Origin of the sequence: Lachnoclostridium edouardi (assembly GCF_900240245.1) — a bacterium.
GTDB lineage: Bacteria > Bacillota > Clostridia > Lachnospirales > Lachnospiraceae > Lachnoclostridium_A > Lachnoclostridium_A edouardi.
In genome coordinates, this window is sequence record NZ_OESQ01000001.1 from 774,973 (window position 1) to 796,840 (window position 21,868).

Here is a 21,868-nt window from a genome sequence, read left to right on the forward strand (position 1 = left end):
CTTATTACAGCTTCTGCAAAACTTTATCAATATCCTCTTTTCTACCGGCCACCATTAAATGCTGGTCTTCTGTTATCTTATTGTCAGCTGCAGGAAGAAAATCTACTTTTTCCCCGATTTTGCTTCCAATAATAGTAACCTGGTATTTATTTCTAATATCCAGCTCCTTTAAGCTTTTTCCAATCCAGTCTGGAAGAGGAGGAATTTCATACATAGAATAGTCCTCTGAAAGCTCTATATAATCGAAAACATGGTTGGCGGAATATCTTCTGGCTAAGGCCTCGGCTACGTCTCTGTCAGGATAAATAACGTCGTCAGCTCCGTTGCGCAGCAGAAATTTGGCGTGAATATCCCTGGTAGCCTTGCTGACTACATGTTTTGCCCCCATTTCCTTTACAAGGCTGGTGATTTCCAGGCTGCTCTGAAAATTCGTTCCGATACAGATAAAACAAATGTCAAAATTAGAAATGCCTAAAGTTTTTAAAACCTCTACATTTGTACAGTCTCCGATTTTAGCGCTGACTACATAAGGCAAAAGGTCGCTTAGATTTTCCTCCTTTGTATCTACAATCATAATCTGATTGCCCAGCTCTGCCAGATTCATGCACAAATGTTTTCCAAAACGGCCAATACCAATAATTAAAATAGACTTCATACACATTCTCCTTTACTTCTCAATTTGCCTTTTACATACTGATACTTTTAACCAATAATTATCCGCCCTACCGGCTGTTTCACAGGAGATATAATCTTCTGCTGGGTAAAGGCCAAGGCAAAGGTCAGACTTCCTATACGGCCGCAGTACATAAGCAAAGCGATTAACAGGCGGGAAATCTGGGACAAATCTCTTGTGATTCCTGTAGTCATTCCCACTGTGCCTATGGCTGAGGTAGTCTCAAATACCACGTCGGATATATTCAGCTGAGGCTGTAAAATCATAATAACTGCAGATACGCTGACTGCCAAAAATATGTTAATAGTAAATGTAGCGCTGGCTCTCTTTACTACGTCCTCCTCTAAGCGGCGTCCAAATATATTTACTCCGTTCGTTCTTTTTATATTGGACATTACATTGAGAAGCAGAATCACAATGGCCGTAGTTTTCACTCCTCCTGCTGTAGAACCTGGGCTTCCCCCGATAAACATAAGAATAATTGTAATAAACTTGCTGCCCGGCTGCATAGCCGCCACATCTACAGAGTTAAAGCCTGCTGTACGGGCTGTCACCGATGCAAATAAAGAGGTAAGCACCTTTCCTTTTACACTCATATCCTCCATCAGGTAGTGATTTTCGCATAAAAATATTAAAAGCGCTCCTCCAAATACTAAGATTCCTGTGGTCAGCAGAACGATCTTTGTGTGGAGCATATACCTTTTAAAATGAATTCCATGCTGGTAAACATCATTCCACACTACAAATCCAATACCTCCAATAATAATCAGAAGCATGATTGTTATATTCACCACCAAATCATCATAATACCCTACTAAGGAACAATAGGGCTCATTCTGCCCCATCAGATCAAAGCCTGCGTTGCAGAAAGCAGACACTGCGTGGAAAATACCGTAAAAAATGCCTTTGGCTACGCCGTAATCAGGAATAAATCTGGCTGCCAGCACAACTGCCCCTGCTCCTTCAAAAATAATTGTTCCTGTAATAATCCGTTTTGCCAGTCTGACAATGCCTCCAATCTGCAGGGCGTTAATACTTTCCTGAAGCATTCCCCGCTCCCGCAGCCCTATTTTTCTCCGAAGGACTATGGAGAAAAATACGCCTACTGTAATAAATCCAAGGCCTCCAATCTGAATCAGGGTAATAATAACTATTTGGCCAAATAAGGTCCATTGGCTCCAGGTATCCACAACTACCAGCCCTGTTACGCTGGAAGCGCTGGTAGCAGTAAAAAGAGCCTCCAAAAATCCTATACTTTGGCCGTCTCTGCTGGCAAAAGGCAGCATAAGCAGTAAAGCTCCGGCAAGTATTAAACATAAAAAGCCATATGCAATAAACTGAGTTTGAGATAAATGAGTCCCCTTCTTATTAGACGCTGTTTTCTTTATGCCTGATGTTTCCATTTTCATTTCCTCCCAGCTGCCGTCCTAAAACATGTACACAGCAGAAAAACTCCCAGATTAACAAGAACTACGCTGGCTCCTGCAGGAATCGACCATTCATAAGAAATAATCATTCCGGCAACAAAACAGCATATGGAAATTAGTCCGGAAGCTACTACCACTCCTAAAAAGCTTTTCAGTATGCCCATAGATGTAAGAGCCGGAAAAATAATTAAACTGGAAATCAGCATAGCTCCCATCATCCTCATTCCCAGCACAATTGTAACAGCCGTTAAAACTGCAAATAAAATATTATACCATCCCACTTTTACCCCTGTGGCTTTTGTAAAATTTTCATCAAATGTTACGGCAAATACTCTGTGGTAAAACAATATAAATAAACAAAGCACTGCCCCTGATAAAAAGGCCGCAAAAATCAGATCTTCTTTTGTCATTGCCAAAATACTGCCGAACATATAGCTGCTTACATCTGTTGTCATTCCTGTTGTCAGGGATGTAACTGTAATACCAACAGCAAGCGCGCTGGCAGATATTACGGCAATGGCAGCGTCGCTTCTCACCTTTGACCTTTCTGTCAGGCGCAGCAAAAATATTGCCCCAGCCACCACAATAGGAATTGAAACCTTTAAAGGGGACCATCCGGCGGCCACAGCAATAGATAAGGCCCCAAAGGATAGGTGAGATAAGCCGTCTCCAATCATAGAGTATCTTTTTAAAACCAGACTTACTCCTAAAAGGGAGGCACAAAGGGAAATCATAATTCCTCCTGCCAGAGCTCTTACTAAAAACGGGTAAGATAAAATTTCTCCAATTATGCTCATATATCCTTCCCTCCTAAAAACTTACGCCCTACAGGGCTTTTCCTGTATTCCAGAGAGCTTCCGTAAAATAAAGTTTTTTGTTTTAAATGCAGAATCTTGTCAGCCTGCTCCACTGCATTCTGCAAATCATGGGAAACCATTAAAATGGCTACCTGCTCTTCTTTATTTAATTTGTGAATCAGCCTGTAAAATTCCTGGGCCGCAGAAGGGTCCAGGCCTGTAATAGGCTCGTCCAAAATCAACAGCTTTTCTGTGGCGCATAAGGCTCTGGCTATAAGAACTCTTTGCTGCTGCCCTCCGGATAAATCTCTAAAACACTGATTTTTCAGATGAGAAATATTTAACCGCTCCATATTTTGGACAGCCCTTTCCTTCTCCTCTTTTTTGTAAAAGGGTCTAAGTCCCATTCTGCTTAAAGTGCCAGACAGAACCACCTCCCACACTGTAGCCGGAAAATCCTTTTGAGCCGCAGTCTGCTGCGGCAAGTAGCCAATCCCTGTTTTTTTCAGCTCATCCCCTATTTCAATTACCCCGGCTGTAGGTTTTAAAAGCCCTAAAAGCCCTTTCATCAGCGTACTTTTTCCAGCTCCGTTTTCTCCTACAATACACAGGTAATCTCCCTGCTCTACTTCCATAGAAACGTCTACGACTGCATCGTAGTTTTCATATCCAAAGTCTACATGGCTGCATGTTATCAGTGCATTCATTCATCTAATCCTTTTCTCAGATTTTCTAAATTATTTTCCATAAGCTGCATATATGTGATGCCAGAATCAAATTCCCTTCTGGTAACATTATGGCAGGAGTGAAGTAAAAGAGGCTCCGCCTCTGTCTCCTCGCTGATAATCTCCGCTACCCTGCGGGTGGACAGCTCCAAATAATACACTGCCGGTATTTTTTCTTCCTTTACCTTGTTAATTAAATAAGCAATAGTTTTGGCGCTAGGCTCCGAGTCTTCACTGCATCCGGAAAACGCGGCCCTGTATTCCAGGCCATAATCCTCCGCCAAATACCGGAAAGGGAACTTGTCTCCCACAATTATCATATTTCTTTTTCTGGTTTCCATTAAATCCTGATATTTTTTGTCCAGGTTTTTTAACTGCTCCTTATATACATTCCCGTTTTCTCTGTATACGGCTTCCCCTTCCGGGTCCTCCGCTGAAAGAATGTCCTGGATTTTTTCTGTAATTGCCAATGCGTTTTTAGGGGAAGTCCAAATGTGCTCGTCATACTCCTCTTCATGGTTCTGACCTTCACCGCTGTGGCTGTGCCCTTTATGTTCCTCTGATTCCGGCTCCATCCCCTCCACTAACTCCTCAGCAAAAAGCTCCACATAATCCATCATTGTATATACATGGCTTTGGTCCACATCTGCAGCCACTAATATTTCATCCATCCAGTGCTCCATAGATCCGCCGTTTCTGATAATCACGTCTGCTTCCTGAATTTTTTTTACATCTGCAGGCGTAGGCTCAAAAGAGTGGCTGTCCATACCTGCTGGCACAATTAAAGCTATTTCTGCCTTGTTCCCTGCTATTTGACGGATAAAATCATAATAAGGAAAAATAGTTGTCACTATAGACATTTTCTCCTGTTTTTCAGGCTCTCCCTGTTCTGTTTTTTCCCTTCCGCAGCCGGCTGCCCCTGCAATCACAGCTGAAAGCATAAACAATATGGCTGTAATTGTAAACAAAGACGTAGCTCTTCTGCCGGCTTTTCCTTTTTTTGTCATTGACCGCCCTCTAAAATTCTGATTAACTCTTCCGGTTTATTTAATAAGTATTTTGGGTGAAATGCTTCCAGCTCCTCTTTACTGCGAAAGCCCCACAGCACTCCCGCCGTGTCCACTTCTCCTGCCCTTCCTGTTTCCATATCTGTATTTGTATCTCCAAAATACAGACAGTCTTTTGGGCAGGCTCCCATACTTTTTATCATGGCAAGCAGCCCTGTGGGATCAGGCTTTTTGGGAATGCCCTCCTGTTCTCCCTGAATAAAGTCAAAGTATCCTTTTCCGAAAATTCCTTCTATATTTTCCACTGCTCTTTGGTGAGGCTTATTTGTAAGCACGCCTATTTTTACATTTTTTTCCTTCAGCCAGGTTAAAAGCTGTCTGATCCCCTCATAAGGCTCCACCTGATACATACAGTGCTTTGCAAACTCCTCTTTATATATAGAAAGACTTTCTTCAAAATGTTTCAGCTCCTTATCTCCTGCATATAAAAGAGAACGCTCCATTTGCTTTTTATATCCGTTTCCTACAAACACCTTCATGTGAGCCTCGTCCACCTGGGCCAGTCCTAATCTGCCTAACACCTGGTTGGTGGTGTAGGTAAGAGCATGTATTGTATTTAATAAAGTTCCGTCTAAATCAAAAATACAGCAGCCATACATTTCTTATTCCTTCTTTCCAAAAATAGATTCCGCGTATTTTACAGAAGCCATAGCGTCCTTACAATATTGATCTGCATCTATTGTTTTAGCATATTCCTCTGTAAGAACAGCTCCGCCTACCATCACCTTTACCTTTGGCGCCTGCTTTCTAAGCAGCTTAATCGTCTCCTCCATACTGGGCACTGTAGTAGTCATAAGAGCGCTTAATCCTACCAGCCTCACCTGTTTTTCTACAGCTGTCTCCACCACAGTTTCCGGCGGCACGTCTTTGCCTAAATCTATAATTTCATAACTGTAATTTTCCAAAAGCACCTTTACAATATTTTTTCCAATATCGTGAATATCTCCCTTTACAGTAGCCAGAATAATTTTTCCCTTTTTCTCCTGCTTTTCTCCGCCTTCTGCCAGCCGGATTTTAATAATTTCAAACGCCGCCTTGGCAGCTTCCGCGCTCATTAAAAGCTGAGGCAGAAACATAATTCCTTTTTCAAACTTTTGTCCCACTCTGTCTAAGGCAGGCACCATTTCTTCCTGAATAATCTCTAACGCTTCCCTGGTTTCCAAAAGCTCTGCCACTTTTTGTACGGCCTGGTCCTTTAATCCCTTTTCAATACTTTCTCCTAAAGATAATGATTTTTGACTTCCCTGAGCTGTCTGTCTGGATACAGTTTCCCCTGTTCCTGCGTACATTCCAATGTAATCTGCACACTGGCTGTCAAAAGCCGCTAAAGCCCTGTAGCTGTCAAAAGCCTTCATCATTACCTGAGAATTTGGGTTAATAATAGCCGCGCTAAGGCCATTTTGAAGAGCCATTGTATAAAATGCGCCGTTAATAATCTCTCTTTGAGGAAGTCCAAAGGAAATATTAGATACGCCTAAAACAGTTCTCCAATTTCTTTCTGTTAACTGCTTGACTGTCTCCAAAGTAGTAACAGCTCCCTGACTGTCAGAGCTGATAGTTAAGCACAAAGCGTCTACTACAATATTCTTTTTTTCTATTCCGTACTCTAAAGCTTTTTTATATATTTTATCTGCAATTTCCAAACGGCCCTGCGCTGTGTCTGGAATTCCTTTTTCATCTAAAGCAAGAGCAACTACAACGCCGCCGTATTTTTTCACAAGAGGAAATACGGCGTTCATAGATTCCTCTTTTCCATTTACAGAGTTTACCATAGGCTTTCCATTATAAACTCTCATAGCCCGCTCCATAGCCTCCGGATCAGAGGTGTCAATCTGAAGAGGCAAATCCAGCACGCTTTGAAGCTCTTTCACCACTTCTTCCATCATTTCCGGCTCATTAATGCCTGGAAGCCCTACATTAACGTCTAAAATGTGGGCTCTGTTCTCCTGCTGCGCCACTCCCTCCTGAAGTAAATAGTCCAGATCATAGTCCTTCAGCGCCTGTTTCAGCCTGGATTTTCCAGTTGGGTTTATTCTTTCTCCAATAATCACCGGATCTTTTCCGATTTCCACTCCATGAGACCAGGAGGTCACTACTGTCTTTTCCTTTTTCTGTATAGGAACAGGAGAAATCTCTTTACAAAGCTCCACTGTTTTTCTCATATGCTCAGACGTTGTCCCGCAGCAGCCTCCTACAATCCAGGCTCCCATTTCAACAATTTCTTTTACTGTCTGTGCAAACTGCCCAGGATCAATATCATATACAGTTTTTCCATTTTCACTTCTGGGTAATCCTGCGTTAGGGTTCACTATAACAGGAATAGAAGCCTCGGCCAGCAGCTTTTCCACAATAGGCTTCATCTGAACCGGCCCTAATCCACAATTTATGCCTAAGGCGTCCACACCAAGACCTTCCAGCAAAGCCACTGTGAACAGCACGTCTCCTCCTGTCAGCAGCTTTCCCTTTTCATCAAAAGTTACTGTGGCAAATACAGGCAGATGAGAATTTTCCTTTGCAGCCAAAACTGCGGCCTTCATCTCATAGCCGTCGCTCATAGTCTCAATAATTATGCAGTCCGCGCCTTCTCTCGCGCCGATTTTAACAATCTCACTGTACACAGAAACAGCGTCCTCAAAATCCAAATCTCCCAAAGGCTTTAAAAGCTTTCCTGTAGGCCCCATATCTAAAGCCACATATCCTTTTTTTCCAGTGATTTTCTCAGCCTGCTTTACCGCCTCTTTTCCATTTTTCACAGCAGCATCCACAATCTGCTCTAAATGAAACTGGGATTCTTCATTATATTTAAACCTGTTAGCTCCGAATGTATTAACAGTAATAATATTGCAGCCTGCCTCCAAATACTCTCTGTGAATCGCCGTAACAATCTCAGGATGAAGCACATTCCAGGTTTCCGGCAGTTCTCCCGGCTTCAGCCCCTTCTCCTGAAGCAGGCTGCCCATGCCGCCGTCAAAAAATAAGATTTTTTTTCCAAGTTGATTCATTATTTCCATCATTATGCCGCCCTCCTATTCCTTTGATCTTCTAAACTGACAGTCTGATTTATCGCAGCTTTCACAGCCCTCCAGCCTGCAGTTTACAGGCTGTCTTCCCACCCCTATTACAGCTGATACAGATTTAGACGGCGCCATTAACATACTGTCTGTCAACGTCAGCCCGATTCTTTTTCCTGCCTCTAAAACAGTTAAAATTGATTGCTGGCATTCTAAGGGAAAGTCCCCATACCCAGGGCTAAATCTAGGTCTTAAAAACCATCCTTCTTTTTCATAAGCTTCCTTCAGCATTCTGTTTTTCCTGTTGCAGAACTCTTCAATCCACGCCGCTGCCGCCGCCTGCAGCACTACTGCCCGGCTCATCTGAATTTTTTCATAACGCCGGATCAAATGATCTACGCCGGTTCCAAGAGTGGCCGCAAAAATTATTACTTTTTCACAGCCTGCCAGGTTTTTTAAAAGACTTTTGCTTTCCGTGGAAAATCCTTCTGTATAAATCCTGTCCCCTTGAATTTTTAAGGGAAACTCTTTTACCGCCCATTTAGGCGCCGCAGTACTTTCCAGGTCCTTTAAACACTGACTAATCAGCTCCTCTGTCATACTGTCGCCTGCTTTTGCTCCCAGGCCTAAATACCTTCTGGTTTCCTTCCATATAAAAGACTTGTCTTCTTCCTCAGTCAGTTCCCTGCATTTTTCTATTTCTTTCATATCTTTTACTTTCAATTTATAATTTCTGAAAGATTCTCCTTGATTTTCCCGGCAATATCAGGCTTATTCATAGAATAAACATGTATTCCGTTTACGCCGTTGGCTATTAAATCAATAATCTGCTCTGTGGCATATGCGATGCCCGCCTGCTTCATAGCCCCAGGATTGTCGCCAAACCTGTCTAACAGCGCCTTAAACCTGACAGGGAGAGCAGTTCCCGACATCTGACAGATCCTTTTAATCTGTCCTATATTTGTCACAGGCATAATTCCCGCCACTACAGGCACTGTAATTCCCCGCTCTCTGATTCTGTAAAGATAGTTATACAGAATATTGTTGTCGAAAAACATTTGTGTAGTCACAAAATCGCAGCCTGCATCAATTTTTTCTTTCAAATATTCAATGTCTATAGTTTTATTGGCAGATTCCACATGGCCTTCTGGGTAACACGCAGCCCCAATACAAAAATCTCCGGCTTTTTTTATTTCATCAATTAATTCAGAAGCATATCGGAAATCTTTTGCCACAGGCCCTCCCTCAGGAATATCTCCTCTCAAAGCCAACACGTTTTCAATATTCTTTTCCTTTAGCTGGCTTAAAACCTGTCTCACCTTTTCCTTTGTAGAGGAAACACAAGTTAAATGAGCCAAGGGCGTAACCCCTGCCTGATCTTTTAAGGCGGCGGCAATATCTGCAGTATATTGGCTGGTTCCCCCTCCTGCCCCATATGTAACGCTCATAAACGCAGGCTCCAGTCTGGCGATCTCCATAGCCGCATTCATTACAGATTCATATTTATCTTCTGTTTTTGGAGGAAAAACCTCAAAAGACAGAGTAGGAGTTCTTTTATCTAAAATGTCTTTTATCTTCACGTCTAATCCCTTTCTTCACTTTTTCACTATCCCCGAAGTATAGCACACATCTTTTCAGTCTACAAGATAATTCCCTGTTAAGCTTATTAAATCAAACCTGTTAAAATCTTAATCAATTTTTCTTTTCCCCGCCCCTCTTTCATCTTCTCGGCCAAACCTTCCATTATAATTTCAAAATCCTCCGGTCTGTCCCGAAAATCCTCCAGCACCCATTTAAACTCCCTTTTATCCTCCTGGCTGGCTTTCTCTAAATATTGATAAATAGCTTTTTCTTTCCCCGGCTTTTCCTGAACGGCCTGCAAGTAAGCCAGCATATAATAAGCGCTTCTCACCCCTTCTTTCCCTGCTTTTAAAAACCAATCCTCCCCGTTTTTTATATCCTTTTTTATTCCCAAGCCCATTATACATGCCATTCCTAAATAAAACATAGAGTATCTGTCCCCCAGGTCGGCTCCTTTTTTATGCCAATATACAGCCTGGCTGTAATCCTTTTCAACGCCTGTGCCATCCCAATACATCCAGCCTAAATAGAAACAGGCTTCCATAATCCCTGATTTTGCAGCCTGCAAAAATAGCTTTCTCGCCTGGCTGTAATCCTGCTTTTGTCCGCACTCTCCAAAATAATAAGTGCAGCCCAGGCTCCACCTGGCAGGCCCGTATGATAATTCTGCCGCCTTTGTTAAATATTCCAAGGCTAAAGCTTCATTTTTTTCTGTTCCAAGTCCCTCTCTCAAACAAACATACAGTCCTGTCATAGCTCTGGGATTTCCCTGCCCCGCCGCCTGAGTATACCAGTAAAAGGCCTGTTCCCAGCTTTGCGCGATTCCCTGTCCCGCTTCACAGCACCAGGCCAGACGGCATTGACCGAAAGCGTCCCCCTGACTTGCCGCCAGCCTGTAGCAGGCCACAGCCTCCTCTAAGCTCTCTTCCCTTCCAATACCAAATTCACAGAATCTGCCCAGTTCTGTCACTGCTTCTACATCCCCGCCTTTTGCTGCTCTGCTCATCCAGTAAAATGCCTGCTCCTCATTTTTCTCTGTTCCTCTTCCATCCTCCAGACAGGCAGAAAGCAGACGGCAGGCCCTGGGATATCCACATTCAGCAGCCTCTAAATATAATTTCACAGCCTTCTCCTGGCTGCACTCTGTACCTATGCCATTTTCATAGCAGGAGGCCAGATTACAGATACCTGGAACATATCCCAGCTCTGCAGCCTGACTGTAAAGCCAGAAAGCCTGTTTTTCATCTGCCTCTGTCCCGGCTCCCCGCTCCATACACCACCCCAGATTACAGATGCCTAAAGCGTCCCCTAAAGCTGCTGCTTTTCTAAAACATTTTATCCCTTCCTTATAATTTCCTTCCTCCACAAAGGAGATTCCCTGACGGCTCCATTCCTCTCCTGTCATTATTTTTCAGTCACCCTTTCTCTATTCTGCTCACCATTATAAGTAAGGTTTTCCATAAATGCAAGCTTCTGAAAAATTAAGATTGTCTTTTTTTTAACATTTACTTGCTTTTTCCAATTTTCCCTGATACAATTACCAGCAACTGCTTTGGCTAACAGGCTGAATGTGTGCAAAACCAGATACATAAAGGAGATTTATAATGGAAGAGACAGGATTCAAAGGCTTCTTGCACCGCAAGAACGTGAACATCACCGTCCAAACCTATCTCATTGATGCTCTGGGTGCTATGGCATTCGGCTTATTTGCATCTCTTTTGATAGGCACAATTTTTGCAACTGTAGGGGAAAAAACAGGGATTGCTATTTTTAATACTATAGCGGACTATGCCAAAGGCGCCACGGGAGCTGCCTTGGGCATCTCTATTGCCTACGCTTTAAAGGCCCCTCAACTTGTATTGTTTTCAGCCGCCACTGTAGGCATTGCAGGAAACGCTTTAGGCGGACCTGTAGGAGCATTAGTTGCTACTATTATTGCAGCAGAATTGGGGAAAATCGTGTCCAAGGAAACCAGAGTGGACATTATTGTAACTCCCGGCGTCACTATTATTACAGGCGTATTAGTGGCCCAGTTTGTAGGGCCGGGAGTTTCTGCTTTTATGACTGCTTTTGGAAATGTGGTAAAAACGGCCACTGAGATGCAGCCCTTTTTTATGGGAATTTTAGTTTCTGCACTAATCGGCATCGCCCTCACTCTGCCTATCAGCAGCGCGGCAATCTGTATTATGCTGGAGCTGGACGGTTTAGCGGGAGGCGCGGCTACGGCAGGCTGCTGCGCTCAGATGATCGGTTTTGCCGTAATGAGCTTCCGTGAAAATGGCATCGGCGGTCTCTTAGCTCAGGGCCTGGGCACTTCCATGCTTCAGATGGGCAATATTGTAAAAAATCCTAAAATCTGGATTGCGCCTACTGTAGCCTCCATGATTACAGGGCCTATTGCCACTGTAGTATTCCAAATGACCAATATTCCCGCCGGCTCCGGCATGGGAACCTGCGGTTTAGTAGGGCCTATTGGAGTTTACACATCTATGGGCGGTGGCAGCAAAATGTGGCTGGGTATTCTTCTCATATGCTTTATTCTTCCGGCTTTTCTCACTTTTATTTTAGGCGAGATTTCCAGAAAGCTGGGATGGATTAAGGACGGCGACTTAAAACTGGATCTGTAAAGTTTCTATTTCAATGAAAATCCAGAGGTGGATAACATGAAAAAATAAGAAAGGTATTGATTCTGTCAGGTTTTTTCTCTTCATTAACATGCTTTAACGCTTTTGCCAACAGCTATTGGTGGGTAAACGCCTTAGGGGACTGGGGCTATTCTGTTAATGAAGAAAATATCCGGGACGGCTGGTACTGGATTGACGGAAACCACGACGGCACGGCAGAGTGCTACTTCTTCCAGCAATATTCTATTGCAATGGATACTACTACGCCTGACGGATATCAGGTAAACAGCTTAGGCGAGTGGACTGTAAATTCTGTGGTGCAGACAAAGCCCTCCTCTGAAATCGGCAGTAATTATATTTCTTATTTTGCATATGATTTCGGCCAGGCTACCCCTATTGTCCATTTAAATTCTATTCCTTTGGCTGACAATGGAACTCCTTCTAATAAAAGTATTGGAAAAACCTTTGATACAGCCGGATGGAATAATGACAGAAGATATTATTTAGACAACGGTACCTATTATATGAATCAGTGGGCATGGATCAACGGACGCTGTTATTATTTTGATGAAAACGGCGTTTTCTTAACTGACACTGTCACTCCTGACGGATATCAGGTAAACGAAGATGGACAGTGGATTGAAAACGGAGAGGTTCAGAAAAAGAACATTTAGACAAAAAAGAAGTGATAAAAGGCGGCAGCTTACTAACCGTTTCCTCCTTTTATCACTTTTATTTATTGTTATGAGCGCTTAGCGCCTGTATTTTAGGCGATTACTTGGTCCAGCTTTTTAAAGCCCTCTATTGCAGCTCCCACAATGCCGTTCTCAGCCGAGGCCTCTGAAAAAATAATGTTTATATTTTCAGCAGGATAAGGTTTTCTGGTGTTCTCCAAAATATATTTTACTAATCGTTCTTTAGGAAAACCTTTCATAGCCGGAATTCCGCCTCCTATAAATACGGCATCCGGGTCCAGAATATTAATCTCAGCCGCCGCTGGAAATGCCATGTAGCGCACAAATCCATCCAGCTCTTTTGAGTCTCTATATTTTTCAAATAGATCCTCCCAGGGAGTCTTTGGAAATGATTCTTCTCTAATCTTTTCTAAAGCTTTCCCGCAGCAGTACATTTCTACGCAGCCTTTATTTCCGCAGCTGCATAGCCGTCCCTCTGCTTCCACCGGCATATGTCCTACCTCTGCCGTCGTGCCGTTTTTCCCGGTAAAAGACTTTCCTCCTATGCGGATAGCATTTCCCATTCCCGTGCCGTAATAAAGGCCTATTACCGCCCCTTCCTCTTTTATTTCTGACCGGCTGACATCATAGGCTAAAAGAAAGCAGGCGTCATGGTCAATGATAACAGGAAGCTGCAGGCGCTTTTCCATTTCCTCCACAATATCTACTCCGTCCAGGCCTGGAAAATTAGTGGAGGAATACAGTCTTCTTCTCTCCTTATCCACAACTGAGGGAAAGCCTGCCGCCACCAAAAGCGGCCGATTCTCCCCTAAATGCTTTTTACAGTACTGGTCAATGACAGAGCATAACCCGTCCAAAGTATTTTCCATTTGGTACACTGACCTTGAAGGCACTACTTCCACAAAGGCTGCTTTTCCCTGCTTATCTACAAGTCCCATTCTGATATTGGTGCCTCCAATATCCATTCCTAATATACAATTCTTCACATTGTCCTCCATTTATTATTCGGACGCAATGATATAATTGCCGTGTTCCTTTAACAGCTCTGTCTCCTTTTCTGTAATTACTATACATTCTGACAATTCAAATGCCTTGCACATTGTTCTTTTACCGGCCTTAGAGCTGTCCGCCAGCACATAAACCTGGTGGGAATTTTCCTTGACAATTTTTTTCTTATTGGCTTCCCTGCTGTCAGGAGTATTGATGCCGGACAGCAGATCATATCCTGTAGCCCCGATAAAAGCCCTGTCAAAATACATATTTTTTAAAGAATTGTCCGCCATGCTGCCCACAATGGATGCAGTAGCCTTTAACACATCTCCGCCAATCATAATCACATCAATATCTGTTTCCAGAATCTTAGGCACAATCATTGCATTTGTAGTCACCACAGTTATTTTTTTGTTTTTTAAATAAGAAATCATTTTCAGGCATGTGCTGCCGGAATCAATATATATGGCCTCTCCGTCTGAAACTAATTCTGCAGCCGCCCTGGCAATCATTTCTTTTTCTTTTACCTTATATAAATCTCTGGAAAAAATAGGCGTATCGTAAGAGCCTGTTTTAATCTTCGCCGCTCCTCCTCTTAAAAGGACAATCTGGCCTTCATTTTCTAATGTTTTCAGATCTCGCCTGATGGTAGACTCAGACACTCCCTTCAGGGCCTTTCCAAACGCTTCCAGGCTTACCATATCCTGTTTTTCCAGCTCTGCCAGCAGAATCTGCCTTCTCTCATAAGGAATCATTACATTTCCCCCTGTACTCATCTCATTTTCTCCTTGCTTTAGTATACATGAAGTCTATGGGGAAAGTCAATTTCACGCCGGAGAATCTGCTGCTTTTTTCCTGAATTCCAGCACCTTAGACAAGGTAGGCATGGAGGGCTGTCCTCCCGGGCTTTGTACTGTAATAGCGCTGCACATGGAGGCTTGGGAAAGAATTTTAGAAAATTCCATGCCTTCAATGATTCCCCAGGCCAATCCTCCAATAAAGGAATCGCCTGCTCCTGTAGTCTCCACAGCTTTTACAGCATATGCAGGACAAAACCATATATTTTCTCCCGCCCCAGCTACAGCCCCCTGGCTTCCTAAAGTGAAAATACAAGTATTTCCCAGCTTTCTGGCCAAACAAGCAGCAGCCTCTCCGGCTGAAACCTTATCCGTAATGCTTTTTCCTGTTAAAACCTCAGCTTCTACTTCATTGGCAACCACATAATCGCACTGTCTTAAAATATCTTCCTTTACAATTCCTGCCGGAGCTGTATTAAGAATAATCCGGCTTCCTCTTTTTTTAGCTGTTTCCACTGCATATTCAACAGTTTCCACAGGAATTTCCAGTTGAAGAATTACTACTGTGTTCTCATCCATAAAACAAGCGGCTTTTTCTACGTCGGCTTTAGATACCTTACTGTTGGCTCCCGGAACAATTCCTGCATAAACGCTTCCGTCCTCTAATGCATATACCACGCCTAAACCAGTTTCCGTCTGATCCTTTTCCACCAATCTGGTATCCACTCCCGCCTCTTTTAATCCCTGAAGGAGAATTTCTCCTGAAAAATCCCGGCCTACTCTGCCTGCCATGTAAGTTTTTATGTTCAGCTTTCCGCACTGGGCGGCCTGATTTCCTCCTTTGCCGCCGCAGCAGCGGTCCGCCCCTTTACAGACATAGGTTTCCCCTTTTTCAGGAAGTCTTTCTGCATTCAAGATAATATCATAATTCAGGCTTCCGATTACCAGAACCTTCTTCTCCATAATAGCTTCCTCTTTCTGCTGCTTTTCTTATGCCTTTGTCTTAGAAAAACGAGCTGACAGCTTGCTTTGAATCACCTCAAAATAAGCGGCAATAACAATAATAATACCAGTTACAATGTACTGCCAGAATGTGCTGACGCCTGTAATAATCAATCCGATTTTTAAGGCGGCTAAAAGCAGTGCTCCTAAAAATGTTCCCAGAATACTTCCCTTTCCTCCTGACATTCTGGTTCCTCCAATAGCTGAGGCTGCGATGGCGTCTAATTCATAGCCCTGGCCTGTAGCCGGCTCTCCTGTACCTAAATTGGCCAACATAATCATGCCTGCAAAGGCCACGCAAAATCCGCACATACAATAAGCTAAAATCTTTGTCCTGTCTACATTTACTCCGGAAAGCTTTGCCGCCTCCTCATTTCCGCCTACTGCAAACAGATAATTTCCAAATCTGGTTTTCTTTAACAGCACGTGAGCTACAATGGCAATGGCCAAAAGCACAAATATAGATACAGGCACATCTCCTATTACTTTAGCGCCTAATGCTTTTCTGTAGCTGTCAGGAATATTAAGCACAGGCCATCCTCCAGTTACAACATAAGCAATACCGCGGAATACACTCATGGTGCCTAAGGTGGCAATAAAAGGCTGCAGCTTCATTTTTGTAACAAGAAGGCCGTTGGCAGAGCCCATAACTGTTCCCAAAACCGCGCCTAAGGCAATGGCCGGAACAGGAGGAACCCCATGTACTGTCATCTGCCCTACAGCTACAATTACAATGGCAAATGTACTTCCCACAGACAGGTCAATTCCGCCTGTAATAATGGCAAAAGTGATTCCAATAGCAATAATTCCGTTGATTGTGGCCTGTTTTACAATATCTACAAAGTTTCCTACTGTTACATAGGAAGAATCAATGGCTGCAAATATTACTATCATTACAAGAAGAGCTGCCAAAACCGCCAGCTCTCGGCTCATTCCCCCCAGCCAAAGGGAAAAACCTGATCTTTTTCTTTCACCGTTTTGTTCACTCATCCTTTTTTCCTCCCATAGCAAAGTTTAAAATTGCCGGCTCTGTAAATTCTCCTCTCATTAGCTCCCCTGTTTTTCTTCCCTCGCACATAATAATAATCCTGTCGCTGATTCCCATAATTTCCGGAAGCTCAGAGGACACTACAATAATAGATTTCCCGCTGTGCACCAGCTCTTCCATTAATCTGTAAATTTCTGCTTTCGCCGCCACGTCCACGCCCTTTGTAGGCTCGTCGAAAATCAGAATATCTACATTTGTGGAAAGCCATCTGGCCAGAATAATTTTCTGCTGGTTTCCTCCAGACATATTCTGGGTCATATAATCTGGTCTTTTAGGGTTAATATTTAGCTCCTTTTCGTAGTGAACATAATTAGCCCGTTTTTTTCCATTATCAATAAAAAATCCTGTCATATATTTTTCCAGAGAAGATAAGGCGGTATTGTCAATGTTATTCATTACATTTACAAAGCCCTGGGTTTTTCTTTCCTCCGGCAAAAGTCCGATTCCCCATTTTAGTCCATCCCTGGTGGTTTTAATATTTGCTTCTTTTCCTTTTATCCAAACCTTTCCTGAGGTTTTCTGATCAGCCCCAAAAATAGCTCTCATAACCTCGGTTCTGCCTGCCCCCACCAGTCCGGCAAATCCTAAAATTTCCCCTTTGTGGAGGGAGAAATTAATATTTTCAAACACGCCTTTCCTGCTAAAGTCTTCCACCTTGAGAACAACTTCTTCCCCACAACAGCTTTCCTCCAGCCTGGAGGCCACTGCGTTAACGTCCCGGCCTACCATATGGCGGATTAAAGTACTTCTGTCTATGTCTGCCACGTTTAATGTGGTAATATATTCTCCGTCTCTTAATATTGTGGCTCTGTCACAGATTCTGAATATTTCTTCCAATCTGTGACTTACATATAAAATAGTAATTCCCTCTGCCTTCAGCTCATTAATAATCCGGAACAGGGCTTCTGTCTCGCTGGTTGTTAAAGAGGCAGTGGGCTCGTCCAGGGAAATTACTTTCGCATGGTGGAAAAGCGCCTTTGCAATGGCTAACATCTGCATTTGTCCTGCAGTTAGTTTTCCTGCGTTGTCTTCAGCCCGGAACTCACAATTTAATTTATTTAATATTTCATTTACTGTGCAGTTCAGCTTTTTGTAGTCAACCATACCGCCTTTACATGGTTCGTAGCCTAAAGTAATATTCTGCCCCACCGTCAGGTCTCTTACTACGTTAACCTCCTGGTGTACCTTTACAATCCCTCCTTTTGTAATCGCCTCGTTGGGATTTTTAAATACTACCTTTTTACCTTCCAGCCACACTTCTCCCTCATATTCCTGGTAAACTCCATGAAGAATATTCAAAAGCGTAGATTTTCCGGCTCCATTTTCTCCTAAAAGAGCGTGAACCTCTCCTTTTCCAACATAAAAGCTAATGTCCTTTAATACCTTTACCCCGGAAAACTGTTTTTCAATATGCTTAAAATCAATTACATGATCCATATACAGATCCCCTTTACAAAGACGGGACTGCAAAGGCCGTCCATGGCGGAACGCCTCTACAGTCCCTTGTTTTCATTACAGCACCCTTTATTTTGCGTATTCTGTCGGTACCCAATTAATAATTTCTGTAGCCGGCGTGTCTACATTCTCGCTGTCAATTAATGCCTGAGGTGTCCAGATGACTCTTGGAAGCTCCTGTCCTGCCAGCTCTCTGAATGCGCACTCTAATGCAATCTGAGCCTTATAGAATGGGAATGAGTCAATAGTAGCGCTTAATTCGCCTTTTCTAATAGAATCGTAAGCTTCCCCGATTCCATCTACGCCTACAACTAAAATATCTTTTTCAGATTCCTTTACTGCCTCCACAACGCCTAAAGCCATACCGTCGTTGTTACAGAAAATAGCTTTTAAATCAGGATAGTTTTTCAGCCATGTTTCTGTCAGCTCTTTTGCCTTATTTCTGTCCCAGTCAGCATTCTGCTTTGCAACAATTTCAATACCAGGAGCATTTTCAGCCATCCAGTTCTCAAAGCCCTCTGTTCTCTGTCTTGCTGCAAATGCCTTAGGCATACCGATTACAATAGCTACCTGGCCTTCTCCGCCTAATTTTTCAGCAATCCACTCTGCCGCCAGCTCTCCGTTCTGATCTGCTTTTGGTCCTACAAAATTAGGAGCATTGGCAATTAAACCATCGTTTACATTCAGCACAGGAATATTCTTTTCTAAAGCGCTTTCCACTCCAGGCACCAGGTTTCCGTCAGAAATAGGTGACAGTAAAAGAGCAGAATACTTTTTATTAATCATATTGTTTACAATAGCCAGCTGGCCCTGCTCGTCATTTTCATCTAAAGCTGCCTGCACGTCTACAGTTACCGAAATTCCGGCTTCTCCTGCCAGCTTTGCGCCTTCTTCATAACCTTCCTTTAATGTGCGCCAATATTCATTCTGGAACTGCTTTGCCACTGCGCCGATTGTCAGATCGCCTTCCGGCACAGGCACTGCCTCGCCAAATTCTTCTCTGATCTGCTCAATAGAAACTCCGGCCTCCTTATCAGGGTTAAAGCCCTGGCTTTCTGTCTCTGCTTCCCCAGTCTCCTCTTTGCTTTCTCCTGGGTTAACGCTTTCTGAGGCCTCTGTTTTACCTGCCTCTGTTGTCTGAGTCTGTCCTCCGCCGCTGCACCCTGTCATTAAAGCTCCTGCAACTGCTGCCCCTAATAAAAGTCCCAATACTCGTTTTCTCATTTTTTCCTCCTTAAATATGTATATTATTTTTTTGCTAAAAGCATATCTAATACCAGCTTCTGAGACTGTACCCCGTCCTGCTGCTTAATAACCTTTTCTACCTGATCCATGCCATATTGATCTATTGCATCTGAAAGCTTTTGAAAAGTCTTTATATTCGCTTCCACTTCCTCTTTTGCTTCCTCCCTTACGGGGAATGAATCAAAGAATATAACGCCGTCATAATTATATTTTTTTAAATAATAAACAAATTCCAAAGCCTGAGGAATTGTAACAGAGCCAAAGATTAAACCGTTGTCCAGCTCTCCATATCCGTCGTTCATATGCAGGCCATAAAGCTTGTGGTCTTTTGCCGCCAGAACCAAAGAATATGCAGGATTTTCTCTTTTCATCAGCATATGGCAGTAATCTAAGGTAAGACCTATATTAGGTTTGTTCACCTCTTTTACAACCTGAAGGCTTAATCCGATTCCGTCTACCATAGAATAGGCTCTTGGCTCGCAGGGCTTATATTCAATACTGATTTTAATTCCTTTTGGTTCCGCATACTCTGCTACTTTCCGAAAAGAATCTACAATAATGTTCCAGTTTCTTTCATAATCTACCTGGAAAGGATAATCAAATCCGTCGTATCCCAGCCAAATTGTCACTACAGAACCGCCTAAAGCACAGCAGGCGTCTACTGCCTCCAGACATAATTTTACTGCTTCCTCCCCTCGTCCTTCTTTAGGATTTGTAAATTCCCCATCTACAAACTGCTCTCCTCTAAATCGTAAAGCTACTCCATTCACCTTCAGATCACCCATATGTTTTTTAATTTCATCCAGATCATACCCAACAACATGTTCCGGATAATTAAACTCCAGGTGAGTGATTCCTTCCATTTTCCGGTACTCATCTATGGTCTGCAGCAGATCATATTTTCCTTTAAAGATAAAAGAATTCATTCTTCCAGAAAATTTCATTTTTTGTCACCTTCTTTCAAGTTGTTGGTTATAATATACATTGCTTTTCAAATTATGTCAATATTTTTCATATATAAAATATAAAAAAAGAACTTTTTTCACATATTTTCATTTTTATCATCAAAACAGCCATAGAATCTACCTATCTAAGAATAGCTGGATTCTATGGCTATCATTTTCCATTTTATTAAAAATATTCATCCTTCTTCTGTTAGTGAGCAAAAAAGCTGACTAACAGTGGCATTTATCTGATGATCTACACCGTCACAGCAAGCTATGCGCTATGTAACTAGGCAGATATAGGAAGCTTACAACAGCCATGTTATTATTACAACATTTAACCTCTAAGATAAAAGCCGGGGGAATATAAGTATTGTTAATGAAAAATTGGCTCAAACTATAAAAAAGAGCATTTTATGATGAATACTATTAAGTTATATAAGGTAATACCGGCGAATACCATCAGTGTACAAAGAAACAGCTATTATTATTTACTCTACACGAATTGCATTAGGGTAAATCTGCCTCAGCCGCTCATCGCTAAATTTCTGGTCCATAATTACCTGCCAAGTCTTTTCCGCTTCAATCCCGCTGCTTCTCTGGCTACTTCTGACAAGGGCCAAAAAAGATACTGTCATATTACAGCACATGAATACAATCAAAATCCATGTGACGATCTTACCTGCTTTTTCTGGGATCTTTTCAATCCATGCAGATAATTTAGGATACAGTGCCTTAAACCATACAACAGCTGCAATTCCCCAAAAAAAGCAATACAGAAGATTAATACGTCCTCCAAGATTAAAAGGAATTTTACTGTAATCCCAAAAGACTGTCCCAAACATCTTCTCAGAAAGAACACTACACAGATATTCGTATACTCCTCCTAAAACTGTTCCCATGATAAATAAAAATCTGTCGGTCCTGTTTCTGTACTTATAAAGCAGAACAGTTACCGCCGCCACAGCGAATCCCCAGACAATACTAAATGGTCCCCAGACCACGCTACTACGGCTCATCCAGACTCCAGCACTAATACGACAAAAAATTGTTTCTGTAATATCCCCCAAAAAAGAACCAATAAAAAATAAAAGCATAATTTTATAAAAACTGCAGCCTGCAGCAAAACTTTTCACCTTATTCTGGGTTTTTACCTGATTATCTGTTTTGGGATAAGCCCTCTGAATTCGTCCGTTTACCCAATGGTACAATTTTTTTTCTAAGCCAACACTAATACTGGAAAACCAAGAATCAATGGACTCCCATTGTTCGATCTTCCTGCTTTTTCCAGTAATAATAAACATAGTTGCCACTATATCAAGGCTCAATCCAGTCATTAAGACCCAGATAACAACGCTTTCCACATTACGGGGAAGTATATGGAAAATTTGAAGAAACAAGCTGTTTCCCCATTTCATAGAAACTACGCCCAAAAGGCCCCAAAGAACTGAAATAGGAAGACAGATGTAACCATCTAAGTTCCATTTTATATGTGAATAGTCCCACCACCTTTCATGATACAATTTCTCCAGCATATGACCTGCGATCCATTCTACCAGCGTTGCCAATATCGCAGAACTTACAAAAAGCCAAAATCCTGTTAATTCCTGACCTGCAAAGGCAATTACTACTGCTGTAATGCCATAAATAATACAAAACGGACTGTTTACCAGGCCTCGGTTTACAAAGCGCCGATGAACGATAGCCCCATGAATAGTCTCCAATACCCAGCCTAAAAAGGAATACACAAAAAACAACCATATTAACTCATATCCAATTTTCATTAT

20 protein-coding genes are annotated in these 21,868 nt (G+C 42.5%); 2 read left to right on the forward strand and 18 right to left on the reverse strand.

Annotated features, from left to right (window positions below; genetic code table 11):
- Positions 1-4: 4 nt before the first annotated feature.
- The 10 genes from C1A07_RS03560 to C1A07_RS03605 form a co-directional block, all read right to left on the reverse strand.
- Positions 5-655: a potassium channel family protein gene (locus C1A07_RS03560; protein WP_101875890.1), complete on the reverse strand. Its 651-nt coding sequence runs from the start codon at positions 653-655 to the stop codon at positions 5-7.
- Positions 656-702: 47 nt separating this feature from the next.
- A complete protein-coding gene (locus tag C1A07_RS03565) occupies positions 703-2,076 on the reverse strand; it encodes a TrkH family potassium uptake protein (protein WP_101875891.1) in 1,374 nt (457 codons plus the stop codon).
- Positions 2,077-2,078: 2 nt separating this feature from the next.
- The gene (locus C1A07_RS03570; protein ID WP_101875892.1) at positions 2,079-2,897 is read right to left on the reverse strand and encodes a metal ABC transporter permease; all 819 of its coding nucleotides are present in this window, start codon (positions 2,895-2,897) and stop codon (positions 2,079-2,081) included.
- Entirely contained in the window at positions 2,894-3,604 is a 711-nt protein-coding gene (locus tag C1A07_RS03575; RefSeq protein ID WP_101875893.1) for a metal ABC transporter ATP-binding protein, read from the reverse strand. The genes C1A07_RS03570 and C1A07_RS03575 overlap by 4 nt, the downstream gene beginning before the upstream one ends.
- Positions 3,601-4,629, reverse strand: a complete 1,029-nt coding sequence (locus C1A07_RS03580; protein WP_101875894.1) for a metal ABC transporter substrate-binding protein — start codon at positions 4,627-4,629, stop codon at positions 3,601-3,603. Before C1A07_RS03580 ends, C1A07_RS03575 begins: the two co-directional genes overlap by 4 nt.
- Positions 4,626-5,288, reverse strand: a complete 663-nt coding sequence (locus tag C1A07_RS03585; protein ID WP_101875895.1) for an HAD family hydrolase — start codon at positions 5,286-5,288, stop codon at positions 4,626-4,628. The genes C1A07_RS03580 and C1A07_RS03585 overlap by 4 nt, the downstream gene beginning before the upstream one ends.
- Positions 5,289-5,291: 3 nt before the next feature.
- Entirely contained in the window at positions 5,292-7,700 is a 2,409-nt protein-coding gene (locus C1A07_RS03590) for a homocysteine S-methyltransferase family protein (protein ID WP_101878027.1), read from the reverse strand.
- A gap of 15 nt (positions 7,701-7,715) precedes the next feature.
- A complete protein-coding gene (locus C1A07_RS03595) occupies positions 7,716-8,408 on the reverse strand; it encodes a vitamin B12 dependent-methionine synthase activation domain-containing protein (protein ID WP_242972238.1) in 693 nt (230 codons plus the stop codon).
- 11 nt (positions 8,409-8,419) lie between these two features.
- Entirely contained in the window at positions 8,420-9,280 is an 861-nt protein-coding gene (metF, locus tag C1A07_RS03600; protein WP_101875896.1) for a methylenetetrahydrofolate reductase [NAD(P)H], read from the reverse strand.
- Positions 9,281-9,366: 86 nt separating this feature from the next.
- Positions 9,367-10,686, reverse strand: coding sequence for a tetratricopeptide repeat protein (locus tag C1A07_RS03605; RefSeq protein WP_101875897.1), 1,320 nt, complete (start codon positions 10,684-10,686; stop codon positions 9,367-9,369).
- 199 nt (positions 10,687-10,885) lie between these two features.
- Between C1A07_RS03605 and C1A07_RS03615 the strand changes: the two genes are divergently transcribed.
- Together C1A07_RS03615 and C1A07_RS03620 are read left to right on the forward strand one after the other, a co-directional pair.
- Complete coding sequence (locus tag C1A07_RS03615) at positions 10,886-11,908, forward strand: PTS transporter subunit IIC (RefSeq protein WP_101875899.1); 1,023 nt, start codon at positions 10,886-10,888, stop codon at positions 11,906-11,908.
- Between the two features lie 56 nt (positions 11,909-11,964).
- Positions 11,965-12,579, forward strand: coding sequence for a hypothetical protein (locus C1A07_RS03620; RefSeq protein ID WP_101875900.1), 615 nt, complete (start codon positions 11,965-11,967; stop codon positions 12,577-12,579).
- A gap of 92 nt (positions 12,580-12,671) precedes the next feature.
- Here C1A07_RS03620 and alsK read toward each other — a convergent pair whose 3' ends face one another.
- The 8 genes from alsK to C1A07_RS03660 all read right to left on the reverse strand — a co-directional run bounded on the left by alsK (position 12,672) and on the right by C1A07_RS03660 (position 21,865).
- On the reverse strand, positions 12,672-13,586 hold the full coding sequence (gene alsK / locus C1A07_RS03625; RefSeq protein WP_242972239.1) for an allose kinase: 915 nt from the start codon (positions 13,584-13,586) through the stop codon (positions 12,672-12,674).
- 15 nt (positions 13,587-13,601) lie between these two features.
- Positions 13,602-14,366: a DeoR/GlpR family DNA-binding transcription regulator gene (locus tag C1A07_RS03630; protein WP_242972240.1), complete on the reverse strand. Its 765-nt coding sequence runs from the start codon at positions 14,364-14,366 to the stop codon at positions 13,602-13,604.
- 51 nt (positions 14,367-14,417) lie between these two features.
- A complete protein-coding gene (locus C1A07_RS03635; RefSeq protein ID WP_101875902.1) occupies positions 14,418-15,350 on the reverse strand; it encodes a ribokinase in 933 nt (310 codons plus the stop codon).
- 27 nt (positions 15,351-15,377) lie between these two features.
- On the reverse strand, positions 15,378-16,379 hold the full coding sequence (locus C1A07_RS03640; protein ID WP_101875903.1) for an ABC transporter permease: 1,002 nt from the start codon (positions 16,377-16,379) through the stop codon (positions 15,378-15,380).
- Positions 16,372-17,874 (reverse strand): sugar ABC transporter ATP-binding protein, encoded by a 1,503-nt coding sequence (locus tag C1A07_RS03645; RefSeq protein WP_101875904.1) that lies wholly within the window; start codon positions 17,872-17,874, stop codon positions 16,372-16,374. Before C1A07_RS03645 ends, C1A07_RS03640 begins: the two co-directional genes overlap by 8 nt.
- A gap of 87 nt (positions 17,875-17,961) precedes the next feature.
- Positions 17,962-19,116, reverse strand: a complete 1,155-nt coding sequence (locus tag C1A07_RS03650; protein WP_101875905.1) for a sugar ABC transporter substrate-binding protein — start codon at positions 19,114-19,116, stop codon at positions 17,962-17,964.
- Positions 19,117-19,139: 23 nt separating this feature from the next.
- The gene (locus C1A07_RS03655; protein WP_101875906.1) at positions 19,140-20,081 is read right to left on the reverse strand and encodes a sugar phosphate isomerase/epimerase family protein; all 942 of its coding nucleotides are present in this window, start codon (positions 20,079-20,081) and stop codon (positions 19,140-19,142) included.
- 491 nt (positions 20,082-20,572) lie between these two features.
- On the reverse strand, positions 20,573-21,865 hold the full coding sequence (locus C1A07_RS03660; protein WP_101875907.1) for a putative ABC transporter permease: 1,293 nt from the start codon (positions 21,863-21,865) through the stop codon (positions 20,573-20,575).
- Positions 21,866-21,868: the final 3 nt, after the last annotated feature.